This is a genomic window from Sorangium sp. So ce375 (assembly GCF_051473855.1).
Classification (GTDB): domain Bacteria; phylum Myxococcota_A; class Polyangia; order Polyangiales; family Polyangiaceae; genus Sorangium.
This window is the reverse complement of record NZ_CP150335.1, coordinates 530,687-551,347: the sequence shown is the minus strand read 5'-3', so window position 1 is coordinate 551,347 and position 20,661 is coordinate 530,687. Positions and strand designations below refer to the sequence as shown.

The following is a 20,661-nucleotide window of genomic DNA, read 5'->3' as shown; positions in this document are numbered from 1 at the left end:
CCCCATGCGAAGCCCCGGTCCCTCGCGGCGCGCGCCGTGCGCCCGCCGCGACGCGATGCGCCCTTCGGCACCTCACGGCCTCCGCGCGCGCCTCGGCCGCGCGGCGATCGACGTCGCGCGCGTCGCGCGCGTCGCGGCCGCCCTCGCCCTGCTCCTCGCCGGCTGCATCGAGGTGCCGCCGCCCCCGCCCAAGCCGCCCCTCCAGCCGAAGGACATCAAGGTCTCCGAGGGCGTCGGCCTCGAGATCGCCTGCACACCGACGGGGGTCGAGCTCTGCTTCGATGCCCGCGACAACAACTGCAACGGCGTGATCGACGAGGGGTGCGGGGTCCACACGGGGATCCTCCAGTTCACGATCGCCTGGGAGGAGCCCGAGGCCGACGTCGATCTCAACGTCTATGACCCTGCGGGAGAGCTCGCCCGCGTCGGGGAGCCGACGGCGAGCGGCCTCATGAAGGACCGAGACTGCCCGCGCGTGAGCGGCGAGTGCCAGGAGCAGAACGTGGAGAACGTCTTCCTCACCGAGGGCGAGCCGGCACGGGGCCGCTACCGCGTCGTCGTGCGGCTCGACAAGCTGAACGACGCGACGGCCCCCATTCGCGTCCGCCTGAGCGCGCGGGTCGGCCAGCGCTCGTACAGCATGGCGCTCGACCTGTCTCCCTCCGCCGCGACCGAGGAAAAGAGCGTCGAGTTCACGCTCTGAGCCGCTCGCGAGGTGCGCCTCCCGCGCCCCCCGCCGCGCGAGGAGCCCTCGCGCGCACCGACGTATCCGCCCTTGCAAGAATAGAGATCCGGCGAAGGAGCTCCTCCCGCTCCCGCCGCCGCGCGGTTGACGTCCGGCAGCCCCCCACCTTAAAAGATGTGGCCATTTTACACCTGGAGATGCCCCGCGAATGAATCCCACGTGGATGCTCACATTGCTCGTCGGCCTCTTCGCCGCCTTTGCGTGGAGCGCCAACCGGCGTTGGCAGCTCCTCAAGGTCGGGCGCGGGGAAGACCGGCTCGACCGGATCGCCGAGCGCCTCAAAGGCACCTGGGAGTACGCCTTCCGGCAACGGAAGATGGGTTACTACCCGCTCGCCGGGCTGGCGCATAAGCTCATTTTCTTCGGATTCCTGGTTCTCCTGCTCCGGACGCTGATCCTGTGGGGGCGCGGCTTCGATCCGTCGTTCGATCTGTGGATCCTGGGGCACGAGCCGGTGCGGCTGCCGGGCATCGGCGCGGTGCCGCTCGGCGGCATCTACGAGTTCGTGAAGGACGTCATGGCCACGCTGGTCGTGACCGGCGCGCTCGTATTCATCTACTACCGGGCGATCAAGCGCGAGCGGCGCATGACGCTGTCGGGTGAGGGGCTCCTCATCCTCGGCATCATCCTCACGATGATGGTGAGCGACATGCTGTATGACGGCGCCTCGATGGTGCTGCACCACCGCTGGTCCACGGCGGCGTGCGGCCCCGCGGACCCGGCGCTCTGCGAGCGCGTCGCCACCGTGACGGCCCCGTTCGCGGGCGTCCCCGCGGACCCGGCGGCGATCCGCTGGCACCTGTTCCCGGCCCCCGCGGGCTCGCTGTTCGCCGTCCTCGTGAGCGGCGCAAGCCCCGGGACGCTCGTCGTGCTCGCGCACATCGGGTTCTGGACGCACGTCACGCTGGTGCTCGTGTTCCTGAACCTGCTCCCGCACTCGAAGCACTTCCACATCATCACGTCGATCCCGAACGTCTTCACGCGCAACATCGAGGCGCGCGGCCGGCTGCCGCTCGTCGCGGGCAGCGCCGAGGCGATCGGCGAGATGGTCATGAAGGCGGCCGAGGAGCCCGAGAAGGCCGACCCGGTCGGCGTCGCGCGCATCGAGGACTTCACCTGGAAGGCGATCCTCGACTTCTACACGTGCACCGAGTGCGGCCGCTGCAGCGACAACTGTCCGGCCCACAAGACGGGCAAGATCCTGAGCCCCAAGCAGCTCACCCTCGATCTGCGCGACCACCTGTACGGCCGAGAGGGCGAGTTCATCAACAGGCCGGGCGGCCCGCGGGGGGCCGCCGTCGACGGCCACGCGGCCCCGGCGAACGGTCAGGCCAGCGATGGGGCAGCGGACGGCCACGCAGCGGAGGCGGCGGAGACGCAGGAGCACGCGGAGCAGGCGGCCCCGGAGAACCCGGTCCCGGTCCCCGAGGCCGCGTACAAGCCGGTCGATCTCGTCGCGAACGTCGTCCACCCGGACGTGCTCTGGGCCTGCACGACGTGCCGGGCCTGCGAGGAGCAGTGCCCGGTGATGATCAGCTACGTCGACAAGATCGTCTCCATGCGCCGCCACCTGGTCCTCGTGAAGGGCGAGTTCCCGGCCGAGCTCGGCAATCCGTTCAACGCGATGGAGGTCAACGGCAACCCCTGGAACCTCGCGCGCATCGACCGCGGCAACTGGGCCGAGGGGCTCGAGATCCCGACCATGGCCGACAAGCCGCAGGCCCCGGTGCTCTACTGGGTCGGCTGCGCGGCGAGCTACGACGACCGGGCGAAGAAGATCGCCCGCGCGACCGCCAGGCTCCTGAAGGCCGCGGGCGTCGACTTCGCCATCCTCGGCCAGGAGGAGACCTGCACCGGCGATCCGGCGCGCCGCGCGGGCAACGAGTACCTCTTCGCGATGCTCGCCGAGCAGAACGCCGCGACCCTGAACGGCTACAAGGAGCAAGGCGGCATCCGGAAGATCGTTACGACCTGCCCCCACTGCTTCAACACGCTCGCCAACGAGTACCCCGACTTCGGCGCGAAGTTCGAGGTCGTGCACCACACCGACTTCCTGCTCGGCCTTGTCGCCGAGAAGAAGCTCGTCCCCAGCAAGCCGGTCGAGGGGAAGGTGGTCTTCCACGACTCCTGCTACCTCGGCCGCTACAACGACGTGTACGAGCAGCCGCGCGACATCCTGAAGCGCATCCCCGGCCTGCAGCTCGTCGAGGCCGAGGGGTGGAACCGGCAAAAGGGGCTCTGCTGCGGCGCCGGCGGCGCGCAGATGTGGATGGAGGAGCAGAACAAGGACCGCGTGAACGTCAAGCGGACCCTGCAGCTGCTCCAGACGGAGGCGAAGACCATCGCGACCGCCTGCCCGTTCTGCCAGACGATGATCACCGACGGCCTCAAGGATCAGTCCAAGGAGGAGTCGATCCGCCAGCTCGACGTCGTCGAGCTGCTCGAAGAGAGCTGCGCCCTCGAGCGCCCGACCGGCAGCCGCTCGGCCGCCTCCTCCCAGGACGCCGCCACCGAGGCGTCCGTCAGCGCCTAGCCCACCCAATTCCGCTGTAACTGTACGAAGAGCGGCACGTCGTGAACTCCATGACGCGCCGCTCCCACGTGTTCGCCTACATGGGCGCCCTGGAGCAGGCCTGATGATGTTCAGGCGCAGCCTTCTCGTGCGTCCCGTCTCGGCCTGAGCTAGATTCGGCCGTGCCGCCGGAGGTGGATGTGATTGAAGGCGCTCTGAAGGGGACCGCGAACCTGGACCCCTGCCCTACGCCGGAGGGGACCGCAAACGCGGATTACCGGCTCACGGGGACACTGGCTCAGCCGATTTGCGTCTCGGTCGACGCGATCGCCGACAATGCGCTGCGTGCGCGTCAAGCAGCCTCAGGCGCAACCGAGCTCCGCTGTGACGTGTGCAACGTCGCCATCACCGGAGAGCCCCACGGGCGCGGCCTCTACATGTGGTCGCGCGGCGACGAGCTCCGATTCGAAGAGCCCGCCCTGTGCTGCCTCTGCTCGGTCGCCATCGGGATGACCGCGCTGTCCTCCTGGAACGTCGAAGAAGAAGAGGGCTGATCGCGCCGATCGCCCGCTGCCTGCCGGGAGGCGTGGGCCGCGCCGCCATCCGCCGCCCGACGGAAGGATCGCCGCGCGTCAGAACGCCTCGCCGATCGCCAGGTTCACGGCGACGGGCAGCACGTCGAACAGCTTGGCCGGGCGCGGCTCGTCGTCGGGCCAGCCTTCTGCAGCTCTCTCGCGGCAGACGCCGAGCACCTGCAGGCAGGGGACGCGGTAGCCGACGTCGAAGCGCAGCGGTCCGACCGGCGTGACGTAGCGCAGCCCGAAGCCCGCCGAGAGGTGCAGGCGCTGCGCTTCCGAGCGGAAGAGCCGGTGCTCCCGGGTGACGTCGCCGGCGTCGGCGAAGAACACGGTACCGAAGCTCTCGCCGAGCGGTATCCGCAGCTCCAGGCTCGCCTCCCAGAGCAGCTTGCCGCCGATGGGGACGAGCGGGGCGTTTTCCGCGTCCGTGCGGCCATCGGCTGTCGTGCTCGGCACGCGGGCGTGCGGGCCGACCTCGTTGTACCCGTATCCACGGTTGCTTGTCGCGCCGCCGCTGAAGAACCCGCGGAACTGCATCAGCTGAAGGTCGACCCCCACGTCCCTCCGGCAACGATCCCCGTCCACGCCCGCGAGGGCGTCGCACGTCGCCGGATCCAGGGAGGCGTCGCCGTAGTCGCCCGTGAACAGCCACCCGGTCATCAGGCGGAACCCCAGGGTCCATCTCTTCGAAACGGGCAAGTAGGCGCGAAACTCGGGCTGAAGGCGGACGTCGTGCGCGGAGTGAAACCTCCTGTCCCGCTCGTCCTCCACCTTCTCGCCGACAAGGGCCTCCGCGATCGCGGTGTCGAACCCCAGATAACCCGCCAGCTGCGTGTCCAGCGCGATGTAATAGCCGTGATGGGGGGAGATCCTGTCGGGCTTGCCCGCCTGGTTCAGGCGGCGGTCATAAGACACCTGCGCCTGGAGGTAAGGGATGAAGAGCGTCCCGAACCCCGAGGGCAGCCGCGCCGAATTGTAGGTGAACGGGCTGTTCAGCTGGACGTTGTAAAGGAGGGCCGCGTTCAGGTCCGATTTGAGGAAGGGCCGCTCCACGCCGATGGATCCCACGTACTCTCGGTAACCGACGATCGCGTGTTCCGGAGCCTCCTGATCCGGACTGGGTGCAGCTCCCGACTCCCCCTTGCCGGCGCCCTTCTGCTCCTCCGGCTTTGTGCAGAACTCACCGGTCTGCGGGCAGTAGAGCTTGAACGAGCCGCGCAGCACCGCGGCCGTGCGCCGCTCGATCGCGCCGGGCTGGCGGAGCTCGGACCGGAGCTGGATCTCCGGCAGGAGGCGGAAGGTGTCCCCCAGCTCCTTGCCGAACAGGTTCGCGAACTCCACCGGGTAGAAGACGAGCCCCGGCCGGGCCTCGACGCTGAAGCGGCGCAATCCTCCGAGGAAGTTGCGATCCTCCCACCCGGCGACGAGGTGCGCCTCGACGCGCGAGCCGACCTCGGCGCCTCCGCCGAGCTTCACGGCGCGCAGCGCGGACGGCTGCACGGAGAACGTCACGGGGACGACCGGGTTCCTGGGCTGCCCGGGCGGCGCGAGCTCCGGCTTCACGGCGACGGCGCCGAACACGCCGAAGTCGGCGAGCGCCTGCTCTGCCTCCGCCAGATCCGCGGTCGAAAAGCGCTCGCCCTCCTCGATGCCGATCGCCGTCCTGACGGGCGCCTCGGGCAGCTCGCCGAGCCCCTCCAGCTTGACCTTGCCGAACCTGCACTCGGGGCCGAGCTCGATCGTGTAGCGGATCCGCGCCTCGTTCTTCACGAGGTCGACGTCGACATGCCCGTCCACGTTCGCGTAGGCGAACCCGCGATCCGTGAGGACCCGGAGCAAGGTCTTCTTGAGCTCCTCGTACCGAGCCTCGTCCAGTCGCTCGCCGACCTTGAGCTCGCCCTTCGCGTCGGTCACCGGCCGGCCGATGTGCCTGCCCTTCTCCAGGGTCCAGTCCCGCCACGCGAGATCCACCGACGCGATCTTCACCGGCGCGCCCTCGGAGACGACGATGCGCACCCGCACGCGCCCCTCCTTGCCGGGGCCGCCGACGCGCTGCACCCGCGCCGCGCGCACCCGCGCCCCGTAGAACCCCCGCGCGCGGTAATACCGCTCGATGCGGGCCAGGTCCCGCTCGAGGACGAACCGGTCGAACCGCTCGTACTCGACCGTGAGCGCGTCCCAGATGCTCAGGATCGGCACGGGCTCGAGCACCCCGCCGAGGAGGTGCGAGCTCTCCGCCGTCGCGATCCGCGCAGCGAGCTCGTCGCCGCTGATCACCTCGTCGCCCTCGAACGAGACGTCCTCGATGGCGCACCCGCTGAGGTCGGGACGCGTACACGGCGGCGGTTGACGCGAAGCAGCACAGGCGGAGGCTCCGAGCACGGCGAACATCGCGAGCGCTGTAACGACAGGGCGAGGCATCAGGACCTGGACAACTGAAAGAGAACTTTCGGCTGTGCCGGCCGAAGCGCAATCGCCCCGGTGTACGCGATGGCGAGGATTCAACGTTACGCCTGTGTTTTCGATATGCTGCCGTCCGCTACGGCCGTCGATGGCCCCGCTCCAGTCTGGGCGGCCTTCGGAGAGCGGCGCGAGCGAGGGAGAGCCTACGAGATGGCAGAGCCGACGCAAAAGGAACCTGGTGCCGGTGGGTACCTCGGACATGGATTGCCGCACGAACCCGGGCCTTACGGGGTGCCCGCGAGCGCCGGCGCGCCGTCCGCAGGCCCGCCCCCCGAGGAGCGGCGCGGCGCCCTGAAGGCGCTCGTGGCGATCGGCGGTCTGGCCTGTGCCGGCGCGATCGCCGTGCCGGCGGCGAGCTTCATCGCGGGTCCCGCCGCAGACAACGCCGGCGCCGCAGGCGGGCGCGAGCGCTGGGTCCGGGTCGGGCGCCTCGCGGATCTCCCGCCGGGCGAGCCGCGGCGGCTCAAGGTGATCGGCGAGGAGCGCGACGCCTTCACGGTCGCAAAGGACCAGATGCTCGGCGCGATCTGGGTCATCCGGGAGGGCGAGAAGATCCGCGCCATGAGCGCGACGTGCCCCCACCTCGGCTGCGGGATCGAGCTCAACGATGACAAGAAGAGCTTCAACTGCCCGTGCCACGCGTCCCGCTTCGCCCTGACGGGTGCGCCTGAGACGGGACCGTCCCCCCGCGCGATGGATCCGCTCGCGACGAGGGTCGTGGACGGCTGGGTCGAGGTGGACTTCCGGCGCTACCGTGACGGGGTCGCCGACCTCCAGGAGATCGCAGGATGAGCCTCGGCGACTGGCTGAACGAGCGCATCGGGCACCGCGAGCCGCTGCGCCGCTTCCTCGACGATCCCATCCCCGGCGGCGCGCGCATCGGCTACGTCTGGGGGGGCGCGCTCGCGCTGATGCTGCTCGTCGAGGTCGTCACGGGCGCGCTGCTCATGTCGGCCTACGCCCCGAGCGCGACCACGGCGTGGGCGAGCGTCGCGCACATCAACTTCACCCTGCGCGCCGGGTGGCTCGTCCGAGGCCTCCACTACTTCGGAGCGCAGGCGCTCGTCGTCATGATCGCGATCCACGTGGCGCGGATCGCGATCCACGGGGCGTACCGCGCGCCGCGCGAGATCGGCTGGTTCCTGACGCTCGGCCTGCTCGGCGTGATCCTCGGCTTCGCCTTCACGGGCAACCCGCTCCCGTGGGACCAGGACGGCTACTGGGGCGCGCGCGTCGAGACGGGCATCATGGGCTCGGTCCCCGTGGTCGGGTCGTTCACGCAGCAGCTCGTCATCGGCGGGAGCTCGCTCGGTCACCTGACGCTGACGCGGCTCTACGGCCTGCACGTCTTCGTGCTGCCGGCGGTCATGGCCTTGCTGCTCGCCGCGAGCTTCGCGCAGTTCCGCAAGCACGGCTTCGGCCCGCCGCACGGCGCCGACCTCAGCAAGGCGGATCGGTTCTACCCGAAGCAGCTCGGCCTGATCCTGCTGGCCGTGGCGCTCGTGCTGGTCGTCGTGTTCGATCTCGCGGCCATGAACCACGGCGCCCCGCTCGAGGCGCCCGCGGATCCCGTCAGCGACTACAACGCCCGCCCCGCCTGGTACTTCCGCCCGCTCTTCGAGCTGCGGAAGTTCTTCCCTGGCTCGCTGGAGCTCATCGCGACCGTCGGCCTGCCGGGGGTGGTCGGGCTGTACCTTGCCCTGCTCCCGTTCATCGACAAGAAGCCCGGCCCGGTCCGCGCGCGGATCCCGGCGCTCGCGCCGCTGTTCTTGATCGGCTTCGGGGCCGTCGGCCTGCTGGGGAAGTCGTTCGTGAAGGACGCGAAGGACGAGGCCTTCCAGCGCTCGGAGGCGCAGACCGCCGCGCGGACCGCGCGCGCGGTGGCGCTGTTCAAGCAGGGCGTCCCGCCCGAGGGCGCGCTCGCGATGATCCGGAACGATCCGGAGACGCGCGGCGAGGACCTCTACAAGAAGGAGTGCGCGAGCTGCCACCGGCTGAACGATCTCGGCCCGCCCAAGGACAAGCAGACGGCGCCGGACCTCACCGGGTTCGGCACGAAGGCCTGGGCGCTCGAGGTGCTGAAGGATCCCGACGCCGACCACCTCTTCGGCAAGACGGCGTTCAAGGAGATGATGCCGTCGGCGGTGAAGCCGCCCGCGGATCCCGAGGCGGCGAAGGTGTTCACGCCGATGAGCGCGGCCGACCAGGAGACGATCGCCGCGTTCCTCGAGGGGCAGGCGCGCGGGGAGCCCGGCGCCGGGACGCCCGGAGAGAAGATGGTCCGGCAGCGGTGCACGAGCTGCCACCGGCTCGACGGCAAGACCGACGACGAGGAGTCGGCCGCCCCCGAGCTCCGCGGCTGGGCCTCGGCCGCCTGGATCGAGGCGCAGATCACGAACCCCGGCAGCGGCAAGGCCTACCCGCCGGCGGCCATGGCGAAGGATCTGGAAGGCCACATGCCGGCGTTCGAGGAGAAGCTCTCCGCGAACGATCGGAAGATCCTCGCCGCCTGGGTGTACCGCCGCGGCCGCGGCGAGCCCGGGGCGACGGCCGCCAAGGCGCCCGACAAGAAGCCCTGAGCGAGCCGCCCGCGCGCGCTCGCTGCCCCCCACGCTCCACCTCTCGTTCCCCCTCTCGATGAGCGCCCGCGCGGCGCGCGTTCGGCGCTCGTGCGGCTCGTTGACGCGCGCCGATCCGTTCGGGTCAAGGCGCGCGCGCTGACAGGTCCTCGCGCGGATCGCTCCGGCGCGATGGGCCGGCACGCGCGGTGCTGCACGTTCCGCGAGGGAGGGCCGGTGGCGACATTGTGCACGGTCGCCTCCACGCAGGCGTGCGCGCGGCGCTCGCCGCGACCGCGGCGGCGAGCGCGCCCCAGAAAGAGCAGGATCCGTGGATCTGGACGCGGCTGTGAAGCACCACTTCCTGTGGATCGCGGGCACGATGATCGCGTCCGCCGCTTACTTCCAGGCGTCGGGGGTGTCGCACTTGATCGGGAGGACGATCATCCCGGACAGAGCCACAAGGCTCTCTGCCACGCCCCCTGCCTCCCGCCGCGCGATGCCCGACGGCCTCCGCGCGACGAGCGCTGAAGCGATCCTGCAGCGCAACCCGTTCGACTCGGTGACGGGGCCGCTCCTTCCGCGGCCGGGGGGCGCTCCCGAGGAGCGCGCGCCCGAGGCGCACGGCGACCCATGGAGCGACCCGATCTGCGACGCCGGACGCGTGGTGCTCATCGCGGCGTCGCAGGACGCCGCATGGTCCTTCGCGGCCATCGAGGATCGCGATGGGCGGACGCAGCTCCGCCGGCTCGGAGGCGACGCGGCGGGAGGCACGCTCACGCGCATCGCGTGGGACCGCGTCTGGATCACGGCGGGCGGCGCGCGCTGCCAGATGCAGCTCGGGAAGCTCGGGAAGACGACGCGCGAGGAGGCGCCAGCGCCGCAGCCCCGGCCGCAAGCGAGGCCGGTCGGGGGCGAGAACAACCTGAGCTCGATCCCCCCGGAGATCGCCGCCCGCATCCGGCGGGTGAGCGCCACGGAGTTCAACGTCGACCGGGCGGCGGTCGATCAGATCCTCGAGCAACAGGCGCTCCTCATGCGCTCCGCCCGGGTGATCCCGGAGCGGCGAGGAGACCAGATCGTCGGGCTGAAGCTCAGGATCCGGCGAGGCTCGCTGCTGGAGACGCTCGGGCTGGAGAGCGGAGATACCCTGAGGTCGATCAACGGCTTCGACATCACCGATCCGCAGAAGGCGCTCGAGGCTTACGCGCGGCTCCGGACCGCGAACCACCTGTCTGTCGCGCTCGAGCGCGGCGGGCAGCTGATGACGGTCGACTTCAACATCCGCTGACGATCTGGACCGGGCGCCCGCTGCGCTCAGCCGAAGGCGTCGACGGCCGCCTTGGCCGCCCGGCCCGAGAGCGACGGCGGCGCGACCGCCTCCCACCACGCCGCCGCGTGCTGCTCGGTCCACTCGGCGTCCATCCGGAGCGCGGCGAGCCGCTCGGACAGCTCGCGCGCCGACTGCGGTCGCCTCGCTGGATCCTTCTCGAGGCAGTCGAGCACGATGCGGTCGAGCGCCGGCGGGATCGCGCGCGCCGCGCGCTTCGAAGGCGCGACGGGCACCTCCGTCGCGTGGAGCAGCATGGTCTTCATCGCCGTCTCGGCCTCGAACACGAGGGCGCCCGTGAGCAGCCAGTAGGCGACGCACCCGAGCGCGTAGATGTCGGTCCGGCCATCGATCGGGCGATCGCCGAGCACCACCTCCGGGGCCATGAACGCGGGCGTCCCGGTGATCGCGTTGTCCGCCGTCAGCTTGGAGGGATCCGCGTCCTTCCTGCGCTCGGCCACCAGCCCGAAGTCGAGCACCTTCAGGAAATCGAGATCCGCGCCGTAGCGGCACAGGAAGAGGTTGGCGGGCTTGATGTCGCGGTGCACGAGGAAGGCCTTGTGCGCCTCGTGGAGCGAGTGGCAGGCCTGCCGGAGCAAGTGGACCACGCGCGCGGGCGGCTGCGGGCCGTCCAGCTTGACGAGCGTCTCGAGGTCCATGCCGTCGAGCAGCTCCATCACGTAGTAGAACGACCCGTCGCGGGCGACGCCGAAGTCGAAGATGCCGATCGTGTGCGGCGACCGGAGCGCGGCGGTCGCCTGCGCCTCGCGCTCGAACCGCGCCTTCGCGTTGCCGTTGCTCGCTGGCTCGCCCTGGAACGCCTCTGGCCGGATCAGCTTCACGGCCGCGGGGCGGGCGAGCATCCGGTGCTTCGCCCGCCACACCTCGCCCATGCCGCCGCCGCCGAGCCGCTCGACGAGGCGGTAGCTGCCGAGCTCCCGCGCCGCGTCGAGCTTGCGCCCGAGCCCGAAGACGACGCGCGACACGAGGACGGAGAGCGCGAGCGCGATGACGCTCGGGAAGAAGCGGCGGAACATCGCCTCGCTCGAGGGCGGCTCCATGAAGCCCGATCGGACGAGCACCCAGAGGCAGGCCGGATCGGTGAGGATCGCCAGCGTCGAGGTGAACAGCGTGCGCACGCTCGGGGCGGGGACGATGATGGGGAACATGAGCACCCAGACGGCCACCGGCGGCCACCCCGGCAACATCGGGCCCTCCGGCCACGGCTGCGCGTTGGAGACGACCGAGAGCAGCGCGGCGCCCAGGATCTTGTAGGCGAACGAGAGATCGACGATCCGCGGCGGCGACAGGAGTTTCTTCCGCGCAATGACGAAGAGCGCGGCCGAGACCAGCAGGAACGGCAGGAAGACCGCGAAGCGGATCGTGGAAGGGCCGAGCTGTAGGCTCGGGATGAGCTCCGACACGATGAAGCCGAGGGCGCCCACCACGGTCGTGCAGAGCGCCATCCACGCGACGCGCCTCGTCGCCTCCTGCTCCAGGTCCGGGGGGAGGCGCGGCGACAGCCACTCCCAGCGCGGCCGCGCGCAGGTGTTGCTGGAGTCGGGGCCGAGGAAGACGGTCTCGCTCATGGCGTCGCGCGCGAGGCCCACGGCCCCATCCGTCTGCTCTAGGGGAGGACGCAGGCGGCGGGAATAGAAGAGTCGCGCGCGAGGCGCGCACCTCTCGGCGCACGCACGGCGCCGCTCCTCGGCGTGCGGGCGGCGGCGCCTTCCTGCGCGCGTGCAGCGGCGCTCCTCTGTGTGCGGGCGGAGGCGCCTCGCTGCGTGCGGGCTGCCTCGTCCGGCGCGCGGCGGGGCGTGTTACTTGATGAAGACCTGCGCGGCCGCGATCCCCGCGCCCTTCGTCGCCTTGAGGATCACCTTGCCCGGACCGCCGAGCGGCAGGGGGTTCTTCCAGCAGCCGGAAGCCTTGCCGCCGAGCGTCGCCGCGGCGCCGGTGGTGCTGTCCTGCGCGAGGACGACGGGCGGCAGCGGCGCGGCCTGCGAGACGAGCTGGATGTCGAGCTCCTGGACCCCGAGGCCGATGCCGACGACCGTGTAGCACTTGCCGGGCGAGATGTTGATCTGCTGCTCGAGCGTCTGGCCTTCCTGGAACTGCCCGGCGAACGGCCCGCCATCCGGCTTCATCCCCGGGGCCTCCGTCGTGCCCATCCCCTGCAGGATGGGCGTCGCGGCCACCGCGGCGACCGGCGGGATCGGCGTGGCGGCGGAGCCCGCGGGCGCGGCGGTGGTGGTCGGCGTGGTGACCGCCGTCGCCGGCGTGGTCGGCACGGCGGAGGCGCACCACTGGCCCGGAGGGCACGGGTTGTTCGGGTCGATCGTCGGCTCGGGGGTCGACGAGCACGCGAGCGCTCCGAGCGCGGCGAGGGAGAGCGGGAGTACGTGGAAGACACGCATCATGAGAATGCTCCTTCGATGGGCATGAGCTCGCCCGATCGCAGAACGATGTGCCAGCGCTTCTTACACCGGCTGCGGTTCGACGTGTGGGCCGAGCTCACGAAGCAGCGATCTCGACAGCGCGCGGGGGGGCAAGCCCTGTGCAAACCGCGCCGCTTTGCGCCCCGCTCGAGGCGTGCTACCGAAGTCGGGAACGCGTAGCCTTGCAATCCCGAGTAGTTAAACTATACACGTGATCCGCGTCATCTGCGTGGGGACGGCAGTGCGCGCCCAGCGGCGGACTCCGCAGCGTGCCTGGCCTCCTGGCCACCTCTGGCCCAGGCGGCGTGCTCACGCCGCACCGGGCCCGAGCCGCTGCATCCTGTGCGCCCGGCGTCGTCGCGCGGACAACGCGCATCGCCGGAGCAGCCATGAGCCAGGATCAAAAGCCCCCTCCCGCCGACGGTAGCGCCCTCTGGTACAAGGACGCGATCATCTACGAGGTCCATGTCCGCGCGTTCAGCGACTCGAACGCCGACGGCATCGGCGACTTCGAGGGGCTCGTCGACAAGCTCGACTACCTCCAAGATCTCGGCGTCACCGCGATCTGGCTCCTGCCCTTTTACCCCTCGCCGCTGCGCGACGGCGGATACGACATCGCGGACTACGCCAACATCAACCCGTCTTACGGGACCCGGCGCGAGTTCGCCCGCCTCCTGCGCGAGGCGCACCGCCGTGACATCCGCGTCATCACCGAGCTCGTCCTGAACCACACCTCGAACGAGCATGAGTGGTTCCAGCGGGCACGGACCTCGCCCAAGGGCTCGCGCTGGCGCGATTTCTACGTGTGGAGCGACACGCCCCACCGCTACAAGGACGCCCGGATCATCTTCAAGGACTTCGAGACGTCGAACTGGGCCTGGGATCCGGTGGCCAACGCCTATTACTGGCACCGCTTCTACTCCCACCAGCCCGACCTCAACTTCGAGAACCCGGACGTGCACGCCGCCGTGTTCAAGGTGGTCGATTTCTGGCTGGAGATGGGCGTCGACGGGCTCCGGCTCGACGCCGTGCCGTATCTCTACGAGCGAGACGGGACGAACTGCGAGAACCTGCCGGAGACGCACGAGTTCTTGCGGAAGCTCAGGCGCCACATCGACGCGAACTTCGCCGATCGCATGCTCCTCGCGGAGGCCAACCAGTGGCCTGCCGACGCCGCGGCGTACTTCGGGAGCGGCGACGAGTGCCACATGAACTTCCACTTCCCGCTCATGCCCAGGATGTTCATGGCGGTCGAGCTCGAGGACAGCTTCCCCATCGTCAACATCCTGAAGCAGACGCCCGTGGTCCACGAGACCTGCCAGTGGGCGACGTTCCTCCGAAACCACGACGAGCTGACGCTCGAGATGGTGACCGACGAGGACCGGGATTACATGTACCGCGTCTACGCGCAGGAGCACACGGCGCGGATCAACCTGGGCATCCGCCGGCGGCTCGCTCCGCTCATGAAGACGCGGCGCAGGATCGAGCTGATGAACGCGCTGCTCTTCTCGCTGCCGGGGACGCCCGTCCTCTACTACGGCGACGAGATCGGGATGGGCGACAACATCTATCTCGGCGATCGCGACGGGGTGCGCACGCCGATGCAGTGGAGCGCCGATCGGAACGCCGGCTTCTCCAGGGCGAACCCGCAAAAGCTCTATCTGCCGATCATCATCGACCCCGAGTACCACTACGAGGCGATCAACGTCGAGGCGCAGCAGCAGAACCCCTCTTCGCTCCTCTGGTGGATGAAGCGGCTCATCACCCTGCGCAAGCAGAACAAGGTGCTTGGCCGCGGGACGATCGAGTTCCTGCACCCGGACAACAGCAAGGTGCTCGCGTTCATCCGCGCGCACGCGGACGAGCGGCTGCTCATCGTCGCGAACCTCTCGCGGTACGCGCAGCACGTCGAGCTCGACCTCGCGCGCTTCGAGGGCATGGTGCCTGTCGAGCTGTTCGGCAGGAGCCGCTTCCCCGAGATCACGAGCCGCGGATACTCCCTGTCGCTCGGGCCACACGACTTCTTCTGGTTCGCGCTGGAGCCGGCCACACCGGCGACGTCCGTGGGCGATGCCGAGGCGGCGCCCGCGATCTCGACGAAGGGCTCGTGGCGGACGCTCCTCTCGCCCGAGGGGCGCAAGGTGCTCGATCCGGCGCTCGGGAAGTTCATCGCGGCGCGGCGATGGTTCCGAGGCAAGGCGCGCACCCGGCGCACCACGACGCTCGCGGACGTCGTCCCGATCGTGCGCGGCGAGCAGACCGCGGCGGAGCACTACCTCCTGCTCGTGCGCGTCGAGTACACGGACGGCTCGCCGGATACGTACGTCGTGCCGATCGGCTTCGCCACGGGCGACTACGCGCGGACGCTCGCGACGCGCGCGCGTCACGCGGTGATCGCGGACGTCACGATCCGCGATCCCGACCCGGAGAACGCCGCGTCGCCCGAAGGGGTCCTGTACGACGCGCTGGCGACCCCGGAGTTCGCAGCGCTGATCCTCGCCGCGATCCGGGCGCAGGGCGTCGCGGCCGGCGCCGCCGGCGAGCTCCACGCGCTGCCCCTCGGGACGACGCTCGAGTCGCTCGGCGCGGAAGGAGAGCTCCCGGCGCGCATCTCCGAGAGCGAGCAGAGCAACACGACCATCATTTACGGCGACAAACTGCTCCTCAAGATCTTCCGGCAGGTCGAGGAGGGCATCAACCCGGAGCTCGAGATCGGCAGGTTCCTGACGGACCAGCAGTTCCCCTCGACGCCGCGGATCGCCGGGGCGATCGAGTACCAGGGCCGCGGTCGCGAGGCGACCACGGTGGCGATGCTCCAGGAGTACGTAAAGAGCCAGACCGACGCATGGACGAGCACGCTCGAGTCGCTGAACCGATTCTTCGAGCGGGTGCTCACCGACGAGGGGTCGGTGAAGGGGAGCGCGCCGCCGATGCCGACCGGCACGCTCGTCGACGCGTCGCGCGCGGCGCCGCCTCCGGTGGTGAACCAGCTGATGGGCACCGATCTCGTGAGGATGCGGCTGCTCGGCGTGCGCACCGCGCAGCTCCACCTCACGCTCGGCAAGCCGAGCAAGGACCCCGCGTTCGGGCAGCAGTCGTTCTCGACGCTGCACCAGCAGTCGATCTTCCAGTCGGCGCACGGCATGCTCGCGCGCACCTTCGCGCTCCTGAGGAAGCGCGAGCGCTCGCTCCCCGAGAGCGTGCGAGAGCAGGTGTCGGCGATCCTGCCGCGCGAGGCCGAGATCAACGCGAAGCTCCAGCAGATCGTGTCGAGGAAGTTCGATGTCCCCCGCATCCGGACGCACGGCGACTTCCACCTCGGCCAGGTGCTCTCGACCGGCGACGACTTCATCCTGATCGATTTCGAGGGGGAGCCGGCGAGGCCGCTGAGCGAGCGCCGTTACAAGCGCGGCCCGCTCCGGGACGTGGGCGGGATGCTGCGCTCGTTCGACTACGCCGGCGCCTCGGCGCTCCGGGACGCTCGCCTCCGGCCCGAGGACGTCGCCGTCCTCAAGCCGTGGACGGACGCCTGGGTGGCGTGGATCTCCGCGAGCTACCTCGCGGGATACATGGAGACGGTCGCGCGCGCTCAGGTGACCGCCGAGCCGCGGACCGACGAGGCGGCGCCGTACGTGCCCGCGAGCGACGCGGACACGGTGCTCCTGATCGACTTCTACATGCTCGAGAAGTGCATTTACGAGGTCGGCTACGAGCTCAACAACCGGCCTGACTGGCTGGACATCCCGCTGCGCGGGCTGGAGCGCCTGATCACGCCCAGAGCATAGTCACTCCGGGCTCTCCATCTCTCCCTCTCCTCTTTTCCCGATCTCTTGATGCGCCAGCGGCGCTGGACGCAGCGGCAGGCGCCGTTATTCTCGGAGTGCTGGTGGGGCGATGATCCGACTGGAGCTCGCGGGCATGCATACGCGGTTGCACTCGACGTTGTGCGGCTCCTGCCCGCAGGGCCCGACGGGCTGCTGCGCCAGCCCGCCGGGGGTCGAGTGGTCGGACATCGGGCGGATCGTCTCGCTCGGCGGCGCAGGCTGGCTGCTCGACCAGATGGCCGCGGGCAACCTGCGCCCGGGCCAGCGCGGCCTGCTCATCCTGCGGGTCGAGCCCCGGGACAGCGATGGCCGGGCGCTCCCCAAGAGGTGCGCTTTCCATGGTCCTGAGGGCTGCACCATCCCCCCCAATCGGCGCGCGGCGACGTGCAACTACTATGTTTGCGATGACGCCTTCGCGCACGGAGGCGAGCCTCGCGGGGCCCCAGAAGCGCTGGCCGGCCGCGAGGCGCACGACGCGCTCGTGGATCTCTACGGGCGCTGGGATCTCGATCTGGCCGACCGCATACGCGAACGCTGGCCCGACAGGCCGCCGTGGAACCACGATTTCCTCGACTGGCTCGGTCGAGAAGTCCGCCGCCTCTCCGCCAGGGCAGGGTCCTCCATGCGCGTCCTCAGGGCCGGCACCTGAAGCATCCCCTCGAATTTTTCGGGAGAATTCGCAGGGAGACGGGGAGATCTAATTGGCGGGTATCGTGTTGACGTCCTGACGCCGGAGCGCGACGGTGCGCTCGACGACGTCCGACGCGGAGAGCTGCAGGAAGATCGACACGTCGACCCAACCGGCCCTGGACACCACGACGACCTGCATCCCCTGGGGCAGCTCGACGCTGAGGGGCGTCTTGCCGAGCATGGTTCCGTTCCAGCTCACGTTCGCGTCCGCGGGATCGCTCTTGATCGTGACCTTGGCCTTCAACGGGCTCGGATCGACCGCCGACGCAGCCGTGGGCACGGCGGCAGGCTGCTCCAGCGCAACCGGCTCCACCGCGCGCTCACGGAACATCGCGAAGGCCCCCGCGGCCAGCAGCGCGACAACGCCGAGCGCAGAGGCGAGATACCCACGCTGCCGCCAGGGCGAGACGCGCCCCACCGTCGCACCCAGGCTGTCGGGCTCGACGGCCGGGGGCTCCTGCTGGTAGTTGGCGGGGCTGCTGTGATCGCTGAGGATGGGTAAGCCGGCCGCGGTCGCGGAGGGCCACATCGAGCGGTTCATCCCCATGACCATCGAGGCGCGGGGGAACTCCCCGACCATCGAGGCGCGCTGGATATCGCCCGCGACGTCCAGCGAGGTCAGGTACTCGAACTGCGCGGTGACCTGCTGGCGCACGAGCGCCCGGCTCTCCGCGAACATCTCGAGCACGTGCGCGCCGAGCTGCTCCGTGCGGACGTCCTCACCCGAGACCCGCAGGTAGCTCTCCAGCGCGTCGCCCATCTCCTGCGCGGTGGAGAACCGCCGATCCGGATCCCGCTGGAGGGCCTTCGCCACGATCTCGTCGAGCGCCGGGTCGATGTCCGGCACGACGGTGGAGAGCCGGGGGATGTCCCGCGTGAGCAGCTGGTGCATCACGGCGATGTGATCGCCATCGAACAGCCGCCGCATCGCCAGGAGCTCCCAGAGCACGATTCCGATCGCGAAGATATCGGCCCGTCGGTCGACGTCCGCGCTCGCCATCGCCTGCTCGGGCGCGGCGTAGGCCATCTTGCCCTTGAAGGTCCCGCTCTCGGTGTGCGCCGCGTTGAGGGACGCCTTCGCGACGCCGAAATCGACGATCTTCACAGCACCGTCGTACGTGACGAAGATGTTGTGCGGCGAGACGTCGCGGTGCACGATGCCGAGCAGTCCGCCGTCGAAGTCCGCCAGCTCATGCGCGTAGTGCAACCCGCGCAGCGCCTCGGCGATGATCCTGACCCACGCCGCCCGCGTGAAGCTCGCGGCGCCGTGACAGCCGCTCACCACCGCCCGCACGATGTCCTTGAGCGGCTGGCCCTCGAGGTACTCCATCACGATGAAGTACCCGCCGCTCTCGCCCCCGATCTCGTAGGTCTGAACGACGTTGGGGTGGTTGAGCCGGGCCGAGAGCTTGGCCTCGTCCAGGAACATCAGGACGTACCGCGGGTCGTCCGCCATCCCGACGCGGAGACACTTCACAACAACGAGCTTGTTGAACGACCCGGGCCCGCGAGAGACGGCGAGAAAGACATCCGCCATCCCACCACGGCCCAATTTTGCAATTAGGCGGTATCGACCAAGCAGGCTGTTGCTCGCCTGCTGGGTCGAAGAGATGGTTTGGCCGCCTGCATTCACGACATCCCCCGCTATAAGAGCTTAATTAGCCCGTTGACCTGAAGTTTGCAAAGACTTTTACGCCTGGAAACAATCCGCGCCCCCTGTAGACGCGTGCCGCGTTGCTCCATCGCCCGGCCAACCATCGTGGCGTCTTGGCGCAGCGCTCCATTGCCGGATCGCTGACCCAGAGCACCTGGCCCAGGCTGTAGATGTCATGGTCCTAACGAAATGGACCCGATCGAACCGGCACGCACGTGACCACACACACGGCGCTCTTGACGACACCCCCGGTGTCCGGCCACCGCTCCATTGTACACCAAGTGCTTCAGGTGCGGTGGACCTGGATGCATGTCGCAGGTCGATCCTTGGGCCCTCCCAAAGTCTCCGCGACGCCAGCGGAGCACAGACCCCAAGGCCCAGAAGGGACAAATCCGTAATGGCGCATACATATCCAGCGTCGCGGGCGACGGTCCGCGATGGAGCGGGCCAGCTCGGTTTCCTGCGGAGCCCTGGGGCTCCGCAGGAAACCGACGTCCGTCTCGCGCGGAGCCACAGCCTCTCAGGCCGTCCTGGTCGTGCTGGGAAGGAGATCTACCAAGGGTCCTGCGCCCAGAACCTGCGCACGATCTCGAGCGTGGCGTCGAGCTGCTCGAAGTGTGGGAGACCCAGCGTCGGCGCGATGCGGGCAGCCTCCACGCGCGCGTTCTGCTGCGTGAGCTCCGCGAGGCGGTCGAAGCGCGAATACGGGTCTCGATCGTGGAGGATGAGTGTTGGGACGGGCAGACGCGCGTAGATGCGCTGGAAGGCGTCTTCCGTGAACAGGGCCCCTGCGATGAACGCGAGGGGGGCGCGGTGGGCGAAAGGCTCCTTCGACGCGCTGATGGCATAGTCGACGAGGCCTGGATCCGGCGCGCCGACGAAGCTCTTCTTCAGGAACCAGCGAATGCTGGGCGGCGACGCCAGCACCCGAAAGAGCGCCTCCGCGGCGTAGGGGACGCGCGAGACGGCCCGGAGGAGAGCGCTCGATCCGGGCGGCTCACGGCCGAGCCCCGTCGGGGAGACGAGCACGAGGCTGTGGACGATGCTCATCTCCTCGCAAGCGACGGCGGCGGCGAACTCGGAGGAGAGGGAGAGCGCGACGACATCGGCGCCGCCGGGCGCGCGCACCACGTCCGTAAGGAACCGGCGCACGGCGGTGCGGTAGAGCTCACGATCGTAGACGCGGTCCGCTCTCTCCGAGAGGCCGAAGCCGGGGAGATCGAGCGCATAGACCGGCCGCTCGCCGCGGAGCGCGTCGAAGAGGGGCGCCATCTCCCTGGACGAGGCGGCCGCGTCGACGCCGTGCACGAGCACCACGGGGCGCCCGGCAGCGCGGGTGTCCACGTAATAGGCGAGGCGCCCCGCGCTCCACGTGTCCACGTGCCGTACCTCCGCGTCGAGCGCCGGCGCCAGGGGAGCGCGCTCCGGGGGACGGAGCGCGCTCGGCACGAGCCGATCGACGAGCCCATCGAGGCTCATCGCACGTGCGCCCATCACGCCTCCCCCGGAGGAAGCATTCCCTCGTTGTCCGCGCGCTCGAGGTCGACCAGGCTGGGATTCCTCGGCGCCGGCCGCGACTTGGCGCCGCCGTCGCCGTGCCGCCCCTCCTGGCCGGCATCGCCGCGCTTCTCGCGCTCTTTACGCTCTGCTTGTTGGCCCGCGACCTCCTGCGCGGCGCGCACCAGCCGCTCCAGGCGCTCCTCCTCCAGGTGATGGCGAGCCCCGTCCATACCACCGTGCCGATCCTCGAAGCGGTGATGCCCAGCGTCAGCGTGGCCATGAGACACCGTGCGATCAGGTCGAACTGTCATGCTCAGCTCCTTCCACGAGGAGGTCAAAGCACGGGCTGTGCCTCGGCGGATCCCAGCC

14 protein-coding genes are annotated in these 20,661 nt (G+C 69.9%); 8 read left to right on the top strand and 6 right to left on the bottom strand.

The window, feature by feature from the left end; all coding sequences use genetic code 11:
* Nucleotides 1-4 precede the first annotated feature (4 nt).
* The 3 genes from WME90_RS02215 to WME90_RS02205 all read left to right on the top strand — a co-directional run bounded on the left by WME90_RS02215 (nt 5) and on the right by WME90_RS02205 (nt 3,811).
* Entirely contained in the window at nt 5-703 is a 699-nt protein-coding gene (locus WME90_RS02215; protein ID WP_437279393.1) for a hypothetical protein, read from the top strand.
* Between the two features lie 205 nt (nt 704-908).
* Nucleotides 909-3,278 carry a (Fe-S)-binding protein gene (locus WME90_RS02210; protein WP_437279392.1) on the top strand — a complete coding sequence of 790 codons (2,370 nt, stop codon included), beginning with the start codon at nt 909-911 and terminating at the stop codon, nt 3,276-3,278.
* A 161-nt stretch (nt 3,279-3,439) separates the two neighbouring features.
* Nucleotides 3,440-3,811 carry a hypothetical protein gene (locus WME90_RS02205; protein WP_437279391.1) on the top strand — a complete coding sequence of 124 codons (372 nt, stop codon included), beginning with the start codon at nt 3,440-3,442 and terminating at the stop codon, nt 3,809-3,811.
* A 78-nt stretch (nt 3,812-3,889) separates the two neighbouring features.
* Here the strand turns inward: WME90_RS02205 and WME90_RS02200 are convergent, their stop codons facing one another.
* Entirely contained in the window at nt 3,890-6,256 is a 2,367-nt protein-coding gene (locus WME90_RS02200; protein ID WP_437279390.1) for a POTRA domain-containing protein, read from the bottom strand.
* A 246-nt stretch (nt 6,257-6,502) separates the two neighbouring features.
* Between WME90_RS02200 and WME90_RS02195 the strand changes: the two genes are divergently transcribed.
* The 3 genes from WME90_RS02195 (at nt 6,503) to gspC (ending at nt 10,147) form a co-directional block, all read left to right on the top strand.
* Complete coding sequence (locus tag WME90_RS02195; protein WP_437279389.1) at nt 6,503-7,090, top strand: ubiquinol-cytochrome c reductase iron-sulfur subunit; 588 nt, start codon at nt 6,503-6,505, stop codon at nt 7,088-7,090.
* Nucleotides 7,087-8,877 carry a cytochrome b N-terminal domain-containing protein gene (locus tag WME90_RS02190; RefSeq protein ID WP_437279388.1) on the top strand — a complete coding sequence of 597 codons (1,791 nt, stop codon included), beginning with the start codon at nt 7,087-7,089 and terminating at the stop codon, nt 8,875-8,877. The genes WME90_RS02195 and WME90_RS02190 overlap by 4 nt, the downstream gene beginning before the upstream one ends.
* A 310-nt stretch (nt 8,878-9,187) precedes the next feature.
* Nucleotides 9,188-10,147, top strand: coding sequence for a type II secretion system protein GspC (gspC, locus tag WME90_RS02185; protein WP_437279387.1), 960 nt, complete (start codon nt 9,188-9,190; stop codon nt 10,145-10,147).
* 26 nt (nt 10,148-10,173) lie between these two features.
* On the opposite strand, the gene WME90_RS02180 is transcribed toward gspC, so the two are convergent.
* Complete coding sequence (locus WME90_RS02180; protein ID WP_437279386.1) at nt 10,174-11,796, bottom strand: serine/threonine-protein kinase; 1,623 nt, start codon at nt 11,794-11,796, stop codon at nt 10,174-10,176.
* 210 nt (nt 11,797-12,006) lie between these two features.
* On the bottom strand, nt 12,007-12,606 hold the full coding sequence (locus tag WME90_RS02175) for a hypothetical protein (RefSeq protein ID WP_437279385.1): 600 nt from the start codon (nt 12,604-12,606) through the stop codon (nt 12,007-12,009).
* A 407-nt stretch (nt 12,607-13,013) separates the two neighbouring features.
* Between WME90_RS02175 and treS the strand changes: the two genes are divergently transcribed.
* Nucleotides 13,014-16,409: a maltose alpha-D-glucosyltransferase gene (gene treS, locus WME90_RS02170; protein WP_437279384.1), complete on the top strand. Its 3,396-nt coding sequence runs from the start codon at nt 13,014-13,016 to the stop codon at nt 16,407-16,409.
* A 133-nt stretch (nt 16,410-16,542) separates the two neighbouring features.
* Nucleotides 16,543-17,097, top strand: a complete 555-nt coding sequence (locus tag WME90_RS02165) for a hypothetical protein (RefSeq protein WP_437279383.1) — start codon at nt 16,543-16,545, stop codon at nt 17,095-17,097.
* 48 nt (nt 17,098-17,145) lie between these two features.
* Here WME90_RS02165 and WME90_RS02160 read toward each other — a convergent pair whose 3' ends face one another.
* The 3 genes from WME90_RS02160 to WME90_RS02150 all read right to left on the bottom strand — a co-directional run bounded on the left by WME90_RS02160 (nt 17,146) and on the right by WME90_RS02150 (nt 20,603).
* Nucleotides 17,146-18,771 carry a protein kinase domain-containing protein gene (locus WME90_RS02160; protein ID WP_437279382.1) on the bottom strand — a complete coding sequence of 542 codons (1,626 nt, stop codon included), beginning with the start codon at nt 18,769-18,771 and terminating at the stop codon, nt 17,146-17,148.
* A gap of 573 nt (nt 18,772-19,344) precedes the next feature.
* A complete protein-coding gene (locus WME90_RS02155; protein WP_437279381.1) occupies nt 19,345-20,286 on the bottom strand; it encodes an alpha/beta fold hydrolase in 942 nt (313 codons plus the stop codon).
* The gene (locus tag WME90_RS02150) at nt 20,286-20,603 is read right to left on the bottom strand and encodes a hypothetical protein (protein WP_437279380.1); all 318 of its coding nucleotides are present in this window, start codon (nt 20,601-20,603) and stop codon (nt 20,286-20,288) included. Before WME90_RS02150 ends, WME90_RS02155 begins: the two co-directional genes overlap by 1 nt.
* Nucleotides 20,604-20,661 lie beyond the last annotated feature (58 nt).